General features: G+C 72.5%; 13 protein-coding genes. 6 read left to right on the top strand and 7 right to left on the bottom strand.

What is annotated here, in order from left to right; genetic code table 11:
• Window positions 1–244 precede the first annotated feature (244 nt).
• Together ABGB06_RS05360 and ABGB06_RS05355 are read left to right on the top strand one after the other, a co-directional pair.
• Complete coding sequence (locus ABGB06_RS05360; RefSeq protein WP_347585768.1) at window positions 245–2,536, top strand: ATP-dependent RecD-like DNA helicase; 2,292 nt, start codon at window positions 245–247, stop codon at window positions 2,534–2,536.
• 193 nt (window positions 2,537–2,729) lie between these two features.
• On the top strand, window positions 2,730–4,043 hold the full coding sequence (locus tag ABGB06_RS05355; protein WP_347585767.1) for a citrate synthase: 1,314 nt from the start codon (window positions 2,730–2,732) through the stop codon (window positions 4,041–4,043).
• Window positions 4,044–4,349: 306 nt separating this feature from the next.
• On the opposite strand, the gene ABGB06_RS05350 is transcribed toward ABGB06_RS05355, so the two are convergent.
• Complete coding sequence (locus tag ABGB06_RS05350; protein ID WP_347586561.1) at window positions 4,350–4,646, bottom strand: heavy-metal-associated domain-containing protein; 297 nt, start codon at window positions 4,644–4,646, stop codon at window positions 4,350–4,352.
• A gap of 173 nt (window positions 4,647–4,819) precedes the next feature.
• Between ABGB06_RS05350 and ABGB06_RS05345 the strand changes: the two genes are divergently transcribed.
• Window positions 4,820–5,530: a DedA family protein gene (locus ABGB06_RS05345; protein ID WP_347585766.1), complete on the top strand. Its 711-nt coding sequence runs from the start codon at window positions 4,820–4,822 to the stop codon at window positions 5,528–5,530.
• A 20-nt stretch (window positions 5,531–5,550) separates the two neighbouring features.
• Here the strand turns inward: ABGB06_RS05345 and ABGB06_RS05340 are convergent, their stop codons facing one another.
• The 6 genes from ABGB06_RS05340 to iolC all read right to left on the bottom strand — a co-directional run bounded on the left by ABGB06_RS05340 (window position 5,551) and on the right by iolC (window position 12,336).
• Window positions 5,551–5,739 carry a MerR family transcriptional regulator gene (locus tag ABGB06_RS05340; RefSeq protein ID WP_347585765.1) on the bottom strand — a complete coding sequence of 63 codons (189 nt, stop codon included), beginning with the start codon at window positions 5,737–5,739 and terminating at the stop codon, window positions 5,551–5,553.
• Between the two features lie 146 nt (window positions 5,740–5,885).
• Window positions 5,886–7,388 (bottom strand): CoA-acylating methylmalonate-semialdehyde dehydrogenase, encoded by a 1,503-nt coding sequence (locus tag ABGB06_RS05335; protein WP_347585764.1) that lies wholly within the window; start codon window positions 7,386–7,388, stop codon window positions 5,886–5,888.
• An 83-nt stretch (window positions 7,389–7,471) separates the two neighbouring features.
• Window positions 7,472–9,355, bottom strand: a complete 1,884-nt coding sequence (gene iolD / locus ABGB06_RS05330) for a 3D-(3,5/4)-trihydroxycyclohexane-1,2-dione acylhydrolase (decyclizing) (RefSeq protein ID WP_347585763.1) — start codon at window positions 9,353–9,355, stop codon at window positions 7,472–7,474.
• Entirely contained in the window at window positions 9,352–10,248 is an 897-nt protein-coding gene (gene iolB, locus ABGB06_RS05325) for a 5-deoxy-glucuronate isomerase (protein WP_347585762.1), read from the bottom strand. Before iolB ends, iolD begins: the two co-directional genes overlap by 4 nt.
• A 187-nt stretch (window positions 10,249–10,435) precedes the next feature.
• The gene (locus ABGB06_RS05320; protein ID WP_347585761.1) at window positions 10,436–11,314 is read right to left on the bottom strand and encodes a deoxyribose-phosphate aldolase; all 879 of its coding nucleotides are present in this window, start codon (window positions 11,312–11,314) and stop codon (window positions 10,436–10,438) included.
• On the bottom strand, window positions 11,311–12,336 hold the full coding sequence (iolC, locus tag ABGB06_RS05315) for a 5-dehydro-2-deoxygluconokinase (RefSeq protein ID WP_347585760.1): 1,026 nt from the start codon (window positions 12,334–12,336) through the stop codon (window positions 11,311–11,313). The genes ABGB06_RS05320 and iolC overlap by 4 nt, the downstream gene beginning before the upstream one ends.
• 275 nt (window positions 12,337–12,611) lie before the next feature.
• On the opposite strand from iolC, the gene ABGB06_RS05310 reads away from it, so the two are divergent.
• From ABGB06_RS05310 to ABGB06_RS05300, 3 genes are all read left to right on the top strand, one after another.
• Entirely contained in the window at window positions 12,612–13,643 is a 1,032-nt protein-coding gene (locus ABGB06_RS05310; protein ID WP_347585759.1) for a substrate-binding domain-containing protein, read from the top strand.
• A 97-nt stretch (window positions 13,644–13,740) separates the two neighbouring features.
• Window positions 13,741–14,727, top strand: coding sequence for an ABC transporter permease (locus tag ABGB06_RS05305; protein WP_347586559.1), 987 nt, complete (start codon window positions 13,741–13,743; stop codon window positions 14,725–14,727).
• On the top strand, window positions 14,724–15,590 hold the full coding sequence (locus tag ABGB06_RS05300; protein ID WP_347585758.1) for an ATP-binding cassette domain-containing protein: 867 nt from the start codon (window positions 14,724–14,726) through the stop codon (window positions 15,588–15,590). The genes ABGB06_RS05305 and ABGB06_RS05300 overlap by 4 nt, the downstream gene beginning before the upstream one ends.
• The last annotated feature ends 86 nt before the right edge of the window (window positions 15,591–15,676 follow it).

Raw genomic sequence — 15,676 nt, 5'->3', positions numbered from 1 at the left:
CGCCCCCCTGGGATGAGACGCGGGGAGAACCGCCGGTACCTGACACCACAACGGGATGTGTCGGGAATCTCGCCACCGGGTAACGCCCCTCTGAGGTGCAACCATTCCATCTTGTGGCGGGTCGTACCGGTGTGGGGGGAGGAGGGGAGCGAAGGGCCCGGAGGCGGGGGCCGGGCCCTTCGCCCGCCGGCGCTCTCGGCGCCCGTGAGACCGGGGTGTCGGCGCCTGCCGATACGGTCGGGGCATGTCCTTCGGCAGTCCAGGGTCCGGGAAGCCGCCCCAGCACGGCGCGGTGCTCGAGGGCGTGCTGGAGCGCATCACCTACGCCAACGCGGAGAACGGCTACACCGTGGCCCGGGTGGACACCGGCCGCGGCGGTGACCTGCTGACCGTCGTCGGCTCGCTGCTCGGCGCGCAGGTGGGCGAGTCGCTGCGGATGACCGGCCGCTGGGGCTCGCACCCGCAGTACGGCCGCCAGTTCACCGTGGAGAACTACACCACCGTGCTGCCGGCCACCGTGCAGGGCATCCGCCGCTATCTGGGCTCCGGGCTGATCAAGGGCATCGGGCCGAAGACCGCCGAGCGGATCGTGGACCATTTCGGCGAGGCCACCCTGGACGTCATCGAGGCCGACCCGAAGCAGCTGATCGCCGTGCCGGGGCTCGGCCCCAAGCGCACCGCGCGGATCGCCGCGGCCTGGGAGGAGCAGAAGGCCATCAAGGAGGTCATGGTCTTCCTGCAGGGCGTCGAGGTCTCCACGTCGATCGCCGTCCGGATCTACAAGAAGTACGGGGACGCCTCGATCTCCGTCGTGAAGAACCAGCCGTACCGGCTGGCGGCCGACGTGTGGGGCATCGGCTTCCTCACCGCCGACCGCATCGCCCAGGCGGTCGGCATCCCGCAGGACAGCCCGGAGCGGGTGATGGCGGGCCTGAAGTACGCCCTCTCCCAGGCCTCCGACTCCGGCCACTGCTATCTGCCGGAGGAGCGGCTGATCGCGGAGGCCGTGAAGCTGCTCCAGGTGGACACGGGGCTGGTGATCGACTGCCTCGCCGAGTTGGCCGCCGACCCGGAGGGCGTGGTGTCCGAGCCGGTGCCCGATCCGGAGCGGCCCGACGCGACCGTGACGGCGGTGTACCTGCCGCCGTTCCACCGGGCCGAGCTGTCGCTGGCCGGCCAGCTGCGCCGGCTGCTGCGCGGCGGCGACGAGGCGGCGGACCGGCTCGCGGCGTTCCGGGACGTGGACTGGGACCGGGCGCTGGCCTGGCTGGCCCGGCGGACCGGGGCCGAGCTGGCCCCGGAGCAGCGGGAGGCGGTGCGGCTGGCGCTGACCGAGCGGGTCGCGGTGCTGACCGGCGGCCCCGGCTGCGGAAAGTCGTTCACGGTCCGTTCGGTGGTCGAGCTGGCCCGCGCCCGGCGGGCCCGGGTGGTGCTGGCCGCGCCGACCGGGCGGGCGGCCAAGCGGCTGGCGGAGCTGACCGGGGCCGAGGCGTCCACGGTGCACCGGCTGCTGGAGCTCAAGCCGGGCGGGGACGCCGCCTACGACCGGGACAGGCCGCTGGAGGCGGACCTGGTGGTGGTGGACGAGGCCTCCATGCTCGATCTGCTGCTGGCGAACAAGCTGGTCAAGGCGGTGCCGCCGGGTGCCCACCTGCTGCTGGTGGGGGACGTGGACCAGCTGCCGTCGGTGGGCGCGGGCGAGGTGCTGCGGGACGTGCTGGCGCCCGGCGGTCCGGTACCCGCGGTGCGGCTGACCCGGATCTTCCGGCAGGCGCAGCAGTCCGGCGTGGTGACCAACGCGCACCGGATCAACGAGGGGCTGCCCCCGGTCACCCAGGGCCTGTCGGACTTCTTCCTCTTCGTGGAGGACGACACGGAGGAGGCCGGCCGGCTGGCGGTGGACGTGGCGTCGCGGCGGATCCCGGCGAAGTTCGGCCTCGATCCACGGCGGGACGTCCAGGTGCTCACGCCGATGCACCGCGGCCCGGCCGGCGCCGGCGTGCTGAACGGGCTGCTCCAGCAGGCGGTGACCCCGGCCCGCCCCGGGCTGCCGGAGAAGCGCTTCGGCGGGCGGGTCTTCCGGGTGGGCGACAAGGTCACCCAGATCCGGAACAACTACGAGAAGGGCGCGAACGGCGTCTTCAACGGCACGGTCGGCGTGGTCACCGGGCTGGACCCGGAGGAGCAGCGGCTGACCGTGGTCACCGACGAGGACGAGGAGGTGGGCTACGACTTCGCCGAGCTGGACGAGCTGGCCCACGCCTATGCCGTCACGATCCACCGTTCGCAGGGCAGCGAGTACCCCTGCGTGGTCATTCCCGTCACCATGAGCGCCTGGATGATGCTCCAGCGCAACCTGCTCTACACGGCGGTCACCCGCGCCAAGCGGTTGGTCGTGTTGGTCGGCTCCCGGCGGGCACTCGGTCAGGCGGTGCGGTCCGTCTCGGCGGGCCGCAGGTGCACGGCGCTGGACGCCCGGCTCGCCGGTCGGCTCGCCCCACGAGTCGACGCCCGAGTCGACGCGGACCGCGACTAGCCTGACAATAATTCCCCGTGGTCGACGCCGGACATGTGCCGGTATCGACCCTTCTGGGCGGCAGGACGACGGCACGGCGTGCCAGAAAGTGCGGTAAAAGCCGACCCCGAGTGCACAATATGGCGCCACATGAGGGACAGTGGAGGGAGTCAGGGCACCTCGAAGAAGAGGCACAACGTCGGTGAGGGATGACGTGAGCGAAAACCGCTACGACGACACGAATGACAGCGCGGTATCTCTGCGGTACGGCGCGGACGAGTACCGCTTCCCGCTGGTGGAGAGCTCGGTGGGGGACCGCGGGTTCGACATCGGCAAGCTGCGCGCCCAGACCGGTCTGGTGACCCTGGACTCCGGTTACGGCAACACCTCGGCGTGCACCTCGAAGATCACCTATCTCGACGGCGAAGAGGGCATTCTTCGCTATCGCGGGTATCCGATCGAGCAGCTGGCGGAGCGGGGCAGCTTCCTCGAGACGGCGTACCTGTTGATCAACGGCGAGCTGCCGACGGTGGACGAGCTGTCGGCGTTCCGCAAGGAGATCACCCAGCACACGCTGCTGCACGAGGACGTCAAACGCTTCTACGACGGGTTCCCCCGGGACGCGCACCCGATGGCGATGCTGACCTCCGTGGTCAGCGCGCTGTCCACGTTCTACCAGGACAGCCACAACCCGCTGGACCCCGAGCAGCGGCGCATCTCCACGATCCGGCTGCTGGCCAAGCTGCCGACCATCGCCGCCTACGCGTACAAGAAGGCGGTCGGTCAGCCGCCGGTCTACCCGAGCAACGACCTCGGGTACGTGGAGAACTTCCTGCGGATGACCTTCTCGGTTCCGGCCGAGGAGTACCACTCGGACCCGGTGGTGGCCGACGCGCTGGACAAGCTGCTGATCCTGCACGCGGACCACGAGCAGAACTGCTCCACCTCCACGGTGCGGATCGTCGGCTCCTCCCAGGCCAACCTCTTCGTCTCCATCTCCGCGGGCATCAACGCCCTCTGGGGCCCGCTGCACGGCGGGGCCAACGCCGCGGTGCTGGAGATGCTGGAGGTGATCCAGGCCGAGGGCGGCGACGTGGACAGCTTCATCCGCAAGGTGAAGAACAAGGAGCAGGGCGTCCGGCTGATGGGCTTCGGGCACCGGGTCTACAAGAACTTCGACCCGCGCGCGAAGATCATCAAGGCGGCGGCGCACGACGTGCTCTCGGCGCTCGGCAAGTCCGACGAACTGCTGGACATCGCGCTGCGGCTGGAGGAGCGCGCGCTGAGTGACGACTACTTCGTCTCGCGCAACCTCTACCCGAACGTCGACTTCTACACCGGTCTGATCTACCGCGCCATGGGCTTCCCGACCAGCATGTTCACCGTGCTGTTCGCGCTGGGCCGGCTGCCCGGCTGGATCGCCCAGTGGCACGAGATGATCACCGACCCGACGACCCGGATCGGCCGTCCGCGGCAGGTCTACACGGGCGTCGTCGAGCGGGACTACCTCCCGGTCGAGCAGCGTTGAGACGTGATTGAGAGGCTCGTGAGCAAGGCAAACGAGGTCCGCCCTATAATGTGACTCAGATCACATCGCGGCCTCTGCAACCTTTCTCCGAGCCGTGGGTCTAACCGGTCAGCGTTGGCGCGGATTCGGCTGGATCCACGCCGGCGGCCGTCCAGCCGGGGTCCCGTGGGGGGACGCTCTGAGCGGACGGCAGGAAGCGCCCCGCGCCGGGCCCTGTGGGGGGACCCGTAGCGGGGCGCTTTTCCGTTCTCGGAACTTCTACTCCCCCTGGATCGGCACCTCTTGGGGGCGACCGGCGAGATTCGGTCAGGCCGGACCGACGAGTTCGTACCCCGCCTCGTCCACGGCGGCGCGCACCGCGTCGTCGTCCAGCGGACCCTCGGAAACCACGGTGACCAGGCCGGTCGTCGCCGTCGCGGTGACCTCGGTGACACCAGGGAGCGCACCCACCTCGGCCGAGACGGCGCCCTCGCAGTGCCCGCAACTCATGCCCGAAACCTGGTAGGTGGTGGTCGTGGCGGTGGTCATGGCCGTTCCTCGATTCTGGTCTCGTCTCTCCCGCGGCGGCGCCGCGTGTCGCCAGTTTATACCCCCAAGGGGTATTGAGGGGAAGCCCGGGTCACCCCTTAGGGGAGCGGGGCCCCGGTCCCGGGTATGACCCCGGTATCGATCCGACGTTGTTCCGACGAGGGTCCTCGATCTGTCAGCTTTGGCTGACAGGTTGATGGGCGAAGGAAGCGGACCGGGCTGGCTCCGCGGAGACGAACGGACGTGGCATGGACGGCGCACTGTGGATGTACGCCCTGCTGGTGCTCGGCACCGCGCCGCCCCTGGTGCCGAACTCCGCGATGATCGCCTCGGCCGGCGCCATGGCCGCGGTCGGCGACCTGAGCCTGCCGATGGTGCTGCTGGTGGTCGCCGGCAGCGCGATCCTCGGGGACGCGGCCGTCTACGGGCTCGGCCGGCTGTCCAGCGCGCGGGCGTTGCGCTTCCTGTCCCGCAGCCACCGCAGCCGGATGGCGCTGGAGTGGACCGCGCACCGGCTGCACGCGCACGGCCTGCCGTTCGTCATCGGCGTGCGGTTCCTGCCCAGCGGCCGGGTGGTCGGCGGGCTGTCCGCCGCCATCGTCCGCTACCCCGCCCGCCGTTACCTGCTGGGCGCGCTGATCGCCGAGGTGATCTGGGCGTCGTACTCCGTCGGCCTGGGCTACTGGGGCGGCGCGGCGCTGCACAACTCCTGGGTGGCGCTGGGCATCGGCGCCGGGGTCTCGGCGCTGGTGGCCGGCGTCGCGCACCTGCTGTCGCTGCGGTCCCGGGAGCGGACCGCCAGGACCCGCGCCGGCAGCCGGGTGCGGGCGGCCGGCGGCCCGGCCGTCCGGCGGCGCCGTGCGGACGGCCGGGCCGGCCGGGCCTGCCCCGGGCGAACGGCCTGCGGCCGGTCGCCCGGTGGGCACCAGGTCCCGGGTCCGGCCGGGCGCCAGCCGTAGTCGGCCATGGTCGGCCGTGGTCAGCCGCGGTAGCCGGGGCGGCGGGTGACCCACTCCTCGATGGTCTCCGGATACCAGAACGGTCTGCCCCGCTCGACGACGTCCGGCGGCGGCAGCAACCGGTGCTTGCGATAGGAGCGCACGGTGTCCGGCTGCACCCGGATATAGGCGGCGATCTCCTTGTACGACCACAAACCGCGATCCGTCATCCCCACGCACCTCCTGCGGCGCCAACTGATGGGTGAACAGCCTGTGCTGGCCGAACGACGGAATGTCACACCCGCGGGGCGTCGTCGATCACCTGTGACGGACGGGCCGCGGAACGGTGACGTTCGTGGAACCGCCGTGGCGGGCGTCAGCTGTGGCTGGGGAAGCCGAGGTTGATGCCGTCCGCCGCCGCTGCCGGATCGGGCCAGCGGGTGGTGATGACCTTGCCGCGGGTGTAGAAGCGCACCCCGTCGTCGCCGTACACATGGTGGTCGCCGAAGAGTGACTCCTTCCAGCCGCCGAAGGAGTGGTAGCCGACCGGAACCGGGATCGGCACGTTGACCCCGACCATGCCGGCCTCCACCTCCAGCTGGTAGCGCCGGGCCGCGCCGCCGTCGCGGGTGAAGACGGCGGTGCCGTTGCCCCAGCGCGAGGAGTTGATCAGTTCGAGCGCCTCGTCGTAGGTCGCGACGCGCACCAGGCACAGCACCGGGCCGAAGATCTCGTCACGGTAGGCGTCCATCTCCGGCGTCACCCGGTCCAGCAGCGAGACGCCGAGGAAGAACCCGGCCTCGTGCCCCGGCACCGTGTACCCGGTGCCGTCCACCACCACCTCCGCGCCCTGCGCGCGGGCGCCGGTGACGTAGCCCGCCACCCGGTCGCGGTGCTCGGCGGTGATCAACGGGCCCATCTCGGACGCCGGATCGTCGCCCGGGCCGATGCGCAGCCCGGCCGCCCGTTCGGCGATCCGCGCGGCCAGCGCGTCGCCGGTCTCCTCGCCCACCGCGACCACCACCGACACCGCCATGCAGCGCTCGCCGGCCGAACCGTAGGCCGCGTTGATCGCGTTGTCCGCCGCCGCGTCGAGGTCGGCGTCCGGCAGCACCAGCATGTGGTTCTTCGCGCCGCCCAGCGCCTGCACCCGCTTGCCGTGCGCGACCGCGCCCTGCTGGATCGCCCGGGCCACCGGCGTCGAGCCGACGAAGCTGACCGCCGCCACGTCGGGGTGGGCCAGCAGCCGTTCCACCGCCACCCGGTCGCCGTTGACGACGTTCAGCACGCCCGGCGGGAACCCGGCCTCGGCCGCCAGCTCCGCCAGCCGCAGCGCCGCCGACGGGTCCCTCTCGCTCGGCTTCAGCACGAACGCGTTACCGCAGGCGAGGGCCACCGGGAACATCCACAGCGGCACCATGGCCGGGAAGTTGAACGGCGTGATGCCGGCCACCACGCCCAGCGGCTGGCGGATCGCCGCCACGTCCACGCCCGTGGACACCTGCGTGGACAGCGCGCCCTTGAGCTTCTCCGCGATGCCGCAGGCGAGTTCCACGACCTCCAGGCCGCGCGCCACCTCGCCCAGCGCGTCGGCGTGCACCTTGCCGTGCTCGGCGGTGATCAGCCGGGCCAACTCCTCGCGGTGCGCGTCCAGCAGCGCCCGGTACCGGAACAGCAGCGCGGTGCGGCGCGCCAGCGAGGAACGGCCCCACTCCCGGTACGCCGCGACGGCCGCGGCCACGGCCGCGTCCACCTCGGCCTCGGAGGCCAGCGCCACCCGGGCCGGCTGCGCGCCGGTCGCGGGCTCGTAGACCGGGCCGAAACGCCCCGAGGCCCCGTCGGTCGGCCGGTTGTCGATGAAATGAGGGATGCTGCGCATGGCTCTGGCCCTTCGGCTGGTGCTCCTGGCTACGGGTGAGGGCTGCGGCGGGCGTCGACGCCGTCCCCGGCCGCGTCGCCGTCCTAGAGGTGGTGGCGCCGGTCGACGGCGTGGCGGTCGTACTCCTCGCGGGCCTTGCGGGCCGCCGGGCGGCTCGCGGTCGCGGCCACCGGCACGTCCCACCACGCCTGCGCCGCCGGTGCGGTGGGCGTCGGGTCGGTCGCCACGTAGACGCAGGTGGGTCGGCCGGCGGCGCGCGCCGCGGCCAGCGCCTCGCGCAGCTCCGCGTAGCTTTCGGCGCGCCGCACCTCCAGGCCCAACGAGGCGGCGTTCGCCGCGAGATCGACCGGCAGCGGCTCGCCCGTGTAGGAGCCGTCCGCCGCCCGGAACCGGTAGCCGGTGCCGAACCCCTCGCCGCCCGTCGCCTCGGACAGCCCGCCGATCGAGGCGTAGCCGTGGTTGTCCAGGATCACCACGATGATCGGCAGGCCCTCCTGCACGGCGGTGACGATCTCGGTCGGGTTCATCAGGTACGTGCCGTCGCCGACCAGTGCCCACACCGGCCGGTCGGGCGCGGCCAGCCGCACCCCGATCGCGGCCGGGATCTCGTAGCCCATGCAGGAGTAGCCGTACTCCAGGTGGTACTGCCGCGGCGAGCGGGCCCGCCAGAGCTTGTGCAGGTCGCCGGGGAGCGACCCGGCCGCGTTGATCACCACGTCGTCGTCGCCGACCACCGCGTCCAGCGCGCCCACCACCTGCGTCTGGGTGGGCCGGGCGGTCTCGTCCTCCGGCGTGAAAGCGGCGGTCACCACCCGCTCCCAGCGCGCCTTCCCGGCCGAGTACTCCTCGGCGTACGCCGCGGGCACCCGGTGGCCCGCGAGCGCCTCGGCGAGCGCCTCCAGGCCCGCCCTGGCGTCGCCGACCAGCGGCAGTCCGGCGAGCTTGTGCGCGTCGAACGCCGAGATCGAGAGGTTGACGAAGCGGACGCCAGGCTCGGCGAACAGCGTGCCCGAGGCGGTGGTGAAGTCCGTGTACCGGGTGCCCACGCCGATCACCAGGTCGGCCGTGCGGGCGAGTTCGTCGGCGATCTCGGTCCCGGTGTGCCCGACCGCGCCGACCTCGCAGGGGTGGTCGTGGCGCAGCGCGCCCTTGCCCGCCTGCGTGGTGGCCACCGGGATGCCGGTCGCCTCCACCAGCGCCCGCAGCGCCTCCTCGGCGCGGCTGTGGTGCACCCCGCCGCCCGCGACCAGCAGCGGCCGGCGGGACGCCCGCAGCATCCCGGCCGCCTCGGTGACCGCGGCCGCGTCCGGCGCCGGCCTGGGCACCCGCCACACCCGCTCGACGAAGAACTTCTCCGGCCAGTCGTACGCCTCGGCCTGCACGTCCTGCGGCAGCGCCAGCGTCACGGCGCCGGTCTGCACCGGGTCGGCCAGCACCCGCATCGCCTGCAACGCCGCCGGGATCAGCGCCTCGGGGCGGTGCACGCGGTCGAAGTACCGGCTCACCGGGCGCAGCGCGTCGTTGACCGAGACGTCGCCCGCCTCCGGGTGCTCCAGCTGCTGGAGCACCGGATCCGCGGGGCGGGTGGCGAACGCGTCACCCGGCAGCAGCAGCACGGGCAGCCGGTTGATGGTGGCCAGCGCGGCGCCGGTGACCAGGTTGGTGGCGCCCGGGCCGATGGACGTCGTCACGGCCTGTGCGGAGAGCCGGTCCCGTTGCCGCGCGAAGCCGACGGCGGCGTGCACCATGGCCTGTTCGTTCCGCCCCTGGTGGAACGGCAGCGGCGCGCCGGGGCCCTGGCCGCTCTCCACGAGCGCCTGGCCGAGGCCGGCGACGTTGCCGTGCCCGAAGATGCCCCAGCAGGAGTCGACCAGCCGGTGCCGCTCCCCGTCCCGTTCGGTGAACTGCCGCGCCAGGAACGTCACCAGCGCCTGCGCCACGGTCAGCCGGCGGGTGCGTGCGGTCATGGCCTCTCCTCCTGTGCCGTCGGGGCGTCGTAGAGCGGCAGCCGGGGGTCGACGGGCTGGTCGGCCCAACTCTCCCGGATCCAGGCGTGGTCGGGATGGTCGCTGATCAGCCACCGGCGTTCGCTCCCGGGGCCCGCCATCACGTTGAGGTAGTACATGTCGTGTCCCGGCGCGGCGATCGCCGGGCCGTGCCAGCCGTCGGGGATCAGCACCACGTCGCCGGTGCGGACCTCGGCCAGCACGTCCGTGCCCCGACCGTGTCCCGACGGGGTGACGCGCTGGTAGCCCACGCCCTCGGCGGCCGGGTTGCCCGGGGCCGCGGCGATCTCGAAGTAGTAGATCTCCTCCAGCTCGGACTCGTGGCCCGGGCGGTGCTCGTCGTGCTTGTGCGGCGGATAGGAGGACCAGTTGCCGCCCGGGGTCAGCACCTCGACCGCGATCAGCCGGTCCGCCTCGAACGTGTCGGCGGCGGCGAAGTTGTTGACCTGCCGCGAGCAGGCGCCGGAGCCGCGCAACTCCACCGGCACCTCGGCGGCCGGCCGGTAGCGCGCCGGCAGCCGGTTCTCGCAGCGCGCCCCGACCAGCGCGAAGCGGCCGCCGTCCGGGGCGGCCACCGTCACCTCGGAGTCGCGCGGCGCGTAGGCGAAGTCGGTGACGCCCGCGAAGACGTTCCACCGGCCGTGCAGCGGGAACGTCCGCCCGTCCACCGTCACGGCGCAGCCGCCGGCGAGCGGCAGCACGATCCACTCGCTGTCGCCGGTGGGGAACGTGTGCTCGCCGCCCGGCGGGAGCGGCAGCACGCGCAGCGAGGAGTACCCCCACCCCGCGCTCTCCGGCGAGACGTCCACGCTTCCCGCGTCGCCCGCCGGCAGGTGGTAGCTGGTGCTGGTCACGCGCACGCCCCTTCGCTTCTGCGGTCGGCCCGGCGGCCGGCTTCGCGGATGGCTCCGTCCCGGGACACGGTGCCGGCCCGGGCGTCGGCCCCGACGCGGGGTGTCAACCCGGCCGCGGTGTCGGCTCCGTCGGCCACCGTGGCGGCACTGCCGGTCGGCGGGCCGGGGACAGGGCCGGTTGCGGGGCTCACAGGAGCCCCACGGCGGTGTCGACGGCTCGGGCCACGTCGTCGTCGGCCGGGTAGAGCAGCGAGCGGCCGGCCACCAGGCCGTGCACCGTTGGCTGCCGCAGCGCCGTGCGCCACCGCTCGTAGGTGCCCTCCTGGTCGCCGTTCACCTCGCCGCCCAGCAGCACGGCGGGCAGCGACGAGGTGGCGAGCACCCGCTCCATCTCCCCGGGATCCCTGGTCACCGGCAGTTTCAGCCAGGTGTACGCCGAGGTGCCGCCGAGTCCGGACGCGATGGCGATGGAGGTGGCGATCGCCTCCGCGCTCAGGTCGTTGGTCAGCCTTCCGTCCGCGCGGCGGCACAGGAACGGTTCGACGAACACCGGCATCCGGCGCTCGGCCATCGCGTTGACGGCGTGGGCGGTGGCGGCCAGCGTGGCCAGCGAGCCGGCGTCGTCGTAGTCGATGCGCAGCAGCAGCTTGCCCGCGTCGAAGCCGAGCCTGGTCAGGTCCTCGGCCCGGTACCCGGTGAACCGGTCGTCCAGCTCGAACGAGGCGCCGGCCAGGCCGCCGCGGTTCATCGAGCCGACCACCACCTTGCCGTCCAGGGCGCCGAGCAGCAGCAGGTCCTCCAGGACGTCGGCGGTGGCCAGCACCCCGTCCACCCCGGGCCGGGACAGCGCCAGCAGCAGCCGCTCCAGCAGTTCGGGGCGGTTGGCCATCGCCAGCTTCCGGCCGCCGACGGAGAGCGCACCGCGCGCCGGATGGTCGGCGGCGATGATCATCAGCCGGCCGCCCGGGCCCAGGAACGGGCGGCGGGCGCGCCGCGCGGCGGCCTCGGCTATCGCCTCGGGATGTCGGGCGCGCACCGTCGCCAGATCGGTGATGCTGATGGTCACGGAAGGCTCTCCTTCTCGGACGTGCCGGGCTCGGGTACGCGCTCGGCGCCGTCGAGCAGCGCCGCCACCTCGTCGGCGTAGGGCATGGCCGAGGAGCAGGCGAGGCGCCCGGCGACCAGCGCGCCCGCCGCGTTGGCGTACCGCATCAGCCGCGGCAGCTCCCAGCCGGCGAGCAGGCCGTGGCAGAGCGCGCCGCCGAACGCGTCGCCCGCGCCGAGGCCGTTGACCACCTCCACGGGGTGCGGCGGCACCTCGGCCGAGCGGCCGTCGCGGTGCACCGCGAGCACCCCGTCGGGGCCGCGTTTGACGACGGCCAGTTCCACCCCGGCGGCGAGCAACGCCTCTGCGCAGGCGCGTGGTTCCCGTTCGCCGGTGGCGACCTCGCACTCGGCCACGTTGCCGACGGCGACCGTGGCGTGCGCGAGCGCGGCCCGGTAGTGCGGCCTGGCCGCGGCGGGGTCGCCGTCGGGCCAGAACATCGGCCGCCAGTCCAGGTCGAAGACGGTGGCCAGCTGCGTCCCCGCGGCCCAGTCCCGGCGCGCCTGGGCCCGGTCGGCGAGCGCGGCCAGCGTCGCGGTGCGGCTCGGCTCCGCGCACAGTCCGGTGCCGGTCATCCAGAACAGCCGGGCCGCCCGGATCGCCGGCAGGTCGAGCTCCTCGGGGTGGATCACCAGGTCGGGCGCCTTGGGCAGCCGGTAGAAGTAGAGCGGGAAGTCGTCCGGCGGGAAGATCTCGCAGAACGTCACGGGCGTCGGGTACTCCGCGACCGGGGTCACCCAGCGGTCGTCCACCCCGAAGTCCCGCAGCGCCTGGTGGCAGTACGCGCCGAACGGGTCGTCGCCGGTGCGGCTGACGACGGCCGCGGCGCGGCCGAGCCGGGCGGCGGCGACGGCGACGTTGGTCGCGGAGCCGCCGAGGAACTTCCCGAAGGTCTCCACCTGGGGGAGCGGCACCCCGGTCTGCAGGGGATAGAGGTCCACCCCGATGCGCCCCATGGTGACGACGTCGAGCGGCTCGCCCATGTGTCCGATGCCCCCTTGGCTCAGGTTTCCCTCGTGCGCCTGTCCAAGGCTTAGGCCCTTCCCGAGCGCCTGTCAATACTTTGTCATTACATATGGACGTCAGTACGTGTGGGGTACGTGCTCGGTACGTGCGCCGGTGGCTCCGGAGTAACGATGAAGTATTGTCCGGACAAAGCAATTGACAGGGTCGTCCCACCGGCGGTTTGCTCCGGTTCTGCAACCCTCCCTCGGTGCGACTCGCCGAAGTCGCCGACGTCGAAGTGAGGTACCGGACGATGACTCTCGTCTCCCGTTCCCGCGGTTCCCGCGGAGCTCGCCGGGCGGTCGCGCTCGCCGCCGCCGGCGCCGCGGGCCTGCTGCTGCTCACCGGCTGCTCCAGCGACTCCGGTGGCAAGGAGGCGGAGGAGGAGGCGGACGACGTCTCCGCGGGCCAGGCAGACACCCCGCGGATGAAGGTCGCCATGATCACCCACGCGGCCCAGGGCGACCCGTTCTGGGACACCGTGCGGGAGGGTGCGGAGACCGCCGCCGCCAAGGACAACGTGCAGCTGATCTACCACGGCGATCCCGAGGTGGCCTCCCAGGCCAACTACGTCCAGAACGCCATCGACCAGGACGTCGACGGCATCGTGGTCAGCCTCGCCAACCCCGACGGCATCGCGAACGCCGTGGCCGACGCCCAGCAGGCCGGGATCCCGGTCGTCGGCATCAACTCCGGCATGGACGCCTGGCGGGACCTCGACCTGCTGTCGTTCTTCGGCCAGGACGAGAGCGTGGCGGGCGAGGCGTTCGGCGAGCGGCTCAACGAGGAGGGCGCCGAGCACGCGCTCTGCGTCATCCACGAGCAGGGGAACATCGGCCTGGAGTCGCGGTGCGGCGGCCTCGCCGAGACCTTCGAGGGCGAGACCGAGAACCTCTTCGTGGACGGCACCGACCTGCCGTCCGTGCAGTCCACCATCGAGGCGAAGCTGCGCGAGGACGACTCCATCGACTACGTCGCCACGCTGAACGCGCAGTTCGCCCTGCCGGCCGGCGAGGCGGCGGGTGACGCCGGCAGCGACGCGCGGGTGGCCACGTTCGACCTGAACACCGAGATGGTGCAGGCCATCCAGGACGGCGAGGTCCAGTTCGCCGTGGACCAGCAGCCATACCTCCAGGGCTACTTGGCCGTGGACGCGCTCTGGCTCTTCCAGAACAACGGCAACTTCTCCGGCGGCGGCGCCGAGCCGGTGCTGACCGGACCCGCCTTCGTGGACGCGGAGAACGTCGAGGAGATCGCCGAGTTCGCCGAGAACGGGACCCGGTGATCGCGTGACCGACGTGCTCGACAGCACCGGCGCTCCCGACGGGTTCGGCTCGGCCGGTGGTTCGACACGCCCGGCACGGCGGTCCGCGCGGCGGTCGCTGGCGCGGCGGCTGCTGAGCGGGCCCGAGATGGGTGCCCTGGCCGGCGCGATCGCCGTCTACGCGCTCTTCTACGCGGTCGCGCCCGCCTTCCGGCAGATCGACGCGCTTTCCACGATGCTCTACGAGTCGTCCACCCTGGGCATCATGGCCGTCGCCGTCGCGCTGCTGATGATCGGCGGCGAGTTCGACCTCTCGGCCGGCGTCGCGGTCGTCGCTTCGGCGCTGACCGCCAGCATGTTCGCCTTCGAGCTGACGCTGAACGTCTGGATGGGCGTGCTCGTCGCGCTCGTCTTCTCCCTGGCGATCGGCGCGTTCAACGGCATCCTGCTGATCAGGACCCGGCTGCCCAGCTTCCTGGTCACGTTGGGCACGTTCCTGATGCTCCAGGGGCTCAACGTGGCCATCACCAAGGCCGTCACCGGCAACGTCACCTCCCAGTCCATCCGCGACATGGACGGCTTCGACCAGGCCGAGGCGGTTTTCGCCAGCAGCTTCACGCTCCTCGACACCAGGTTCCGGATCACCGTGCTGTGGTGGCTGGGCTTCGCCGCGCTGGCCACCTGGGTGCTGCTGCGCACCCGCTACGGCAACTGGATCTTCGCGGTCGGCGGGAACCGGGAGAGCGCCCGCGCGCTCGGCGTGCCGGTGACGTTCGTCAAGATCAGCCTCTTCATGGTCGTCGGCTTCGCCGCCTGGTTCGTCGGCATGCACCAGCTGTTCGCGTACAACACCATCCCGTCCAACGGCGGGGTGGGCCGCGAGCTGTACTTCATCGCCGCGGCGGTGATCGGCGGCTGCCTGCTCACCGGCGGCTTCGGCTCCATCGTCGGCGCGGTGATCGGCGCCTTCCTGTTCGGCATGGCGTCCCAGGGCATCGTCTACGCCGGCTGGGAGTCGGACTGGTTCCTGTTCTTCCTCGGCACGATGCTGCTGCTGGCCACCCTCCTCAACCAGTGGATCCGCAGCCAGGCGACCCGGAGATGACGCCCGTGACCGCACCTCCCGCCGCCCCGCTGGTCGAACTGTCCGGCGTGGGCAAGTCCTACGGCAACATCCGCGCGCTGCACGGCGTGGACCTCACCGTCCGGCCAGGACGGGTCAGCTGCGTGCTCGGCGACAACGGCGCCGGCAAGTCCACCCTCATCAAGATCATCTCCGGGCTGCACCAGCACAGCGAGGGCGAGTTCCGCATCGACGGCGAGCGGGTGCGGCTCGGCGGCCCGCGGGCGGCCCTGGACCGCGGCATCGCCGCCGTCTACCAGGACCTCGCGACGGTCACGCTGATGCCGGTCTGGCGGAACTTCTTCCTCGGCTCCGAGCTGACCCGCGGCCGCTGGCCGTTCCAGCGGCTCGACATCCGCCGGATGAAGCAGCTCGCCGACGCCGAACTGCGCGCCATGGGCATCGCGCTGGACGATCTGGACCAGACCGTCGGCTCGCTCTCCGGCGGCCAGCGGCAGTCCGTCGCCATCGCCCGCGCCGTGTACCTCGGCGCGCGGGTGCTGATCCTGGACGAGCCGACGGCGGCGCTCGGCGTCAAACAGTCGGGGGTGGTGCTGAAGTACGTCGCGGCGGCCCGCGAACGCGGCCTCGGTGTCGTCTTCATCACCCACAACCCGCACCACGCGTACCTGGTCGGCGACCATTTCACCGTGCTCCGCCTCGGCGGGATGGAGATCAGCGCGGAGCGCGACGAGGTCACCCTGGAGGATCTCACCACCCACATGGCGGGCGGCGCGGAGCTGGTCACGCTCCGGCACGAGCTGGAACGCGTCTCCGGCGTCGACGTCGGCCGACTGCCCGACGACGGGGGAGAGCCGGGAGGGGCGGAGGCCGCGCACGGGTGATGCGACCGGCGCGCCACCCGCCCGGCTCCGCCTCCCGCTCGTCGCGCTGTTCGACCCGCGGCCGCGAGCCCGGGGGCGGACCCCGG

The sequence above is a fragment of the Streptomyces sp. B6B3 genome (genome assembly GCF_039871525.1).
Lineage (GTDB): Bacteria > Actinomycetota > Actinomycetes > Streptomycetales > Streptomycetaceae > Streptomyces.
The sequence above is the reverse complement of the archived record's forward strand: the minus strand, read 5'-3'. Positions and strand labels throughout refer to the sequence as shown.

Coding starts and splice junctions, on each gene's coding strand:
- ABGB06_RS05310 (WP_347585759.1), top strand. CDS start 12,612: ATGACTCTCGTCTCCCGTTCCCGCGGTTCCCGCGGAGCTCGCCGGGCG.
- iolD (WP_347585763.1), bottom strand. CDS start 9,355: ATGACCGCACGCACCCGCCGGCTGACCGTGGCGCAGGCGCTGGTGACG.
- ABGB06_RS05345 (WP_347585766.1), top strand. CDS start 4,820: ATGGACGGCGCACTGTGGATGTACGCCCTGCTGGTGCTCGGCACCGCG.
- iolC (WP_347585760.1), bottom strand. CDS start 12,336: ATGGGCGAGCCGCTCGACGTCGTCACCATGGGGCGCATCGGGGTGGAC.
- ABGB06_RS05300 (WP_347585758.1), top strand. CDS start 14,724: ATGACGCCCGTGACCGCACCTCCCGCCGCCCCGCTGGTCGAACTGTCC.
- ABGB06_RS05360 (WP_347585768.1), top strand. CDS start 245: ATGTCCTTCGGCAGTCCAGGGTCCGGGAAGCCGCCCCAGCACGGCGCG.
- ABGB06_RS05340 (WP_347585765.1), bottom strand. CDS start 5,739: ATGACGGATCGCGGTTTGTGGTCGTACAAGGAGATCGCCGCCTATATC.
- ABGB06_RS05335 (WP_347585764.1), bottom strand. CDS start 7,388: ATGCGCAGCATCCCTCATTTCATCGACAACCGGCCGACCGACGGGGCC.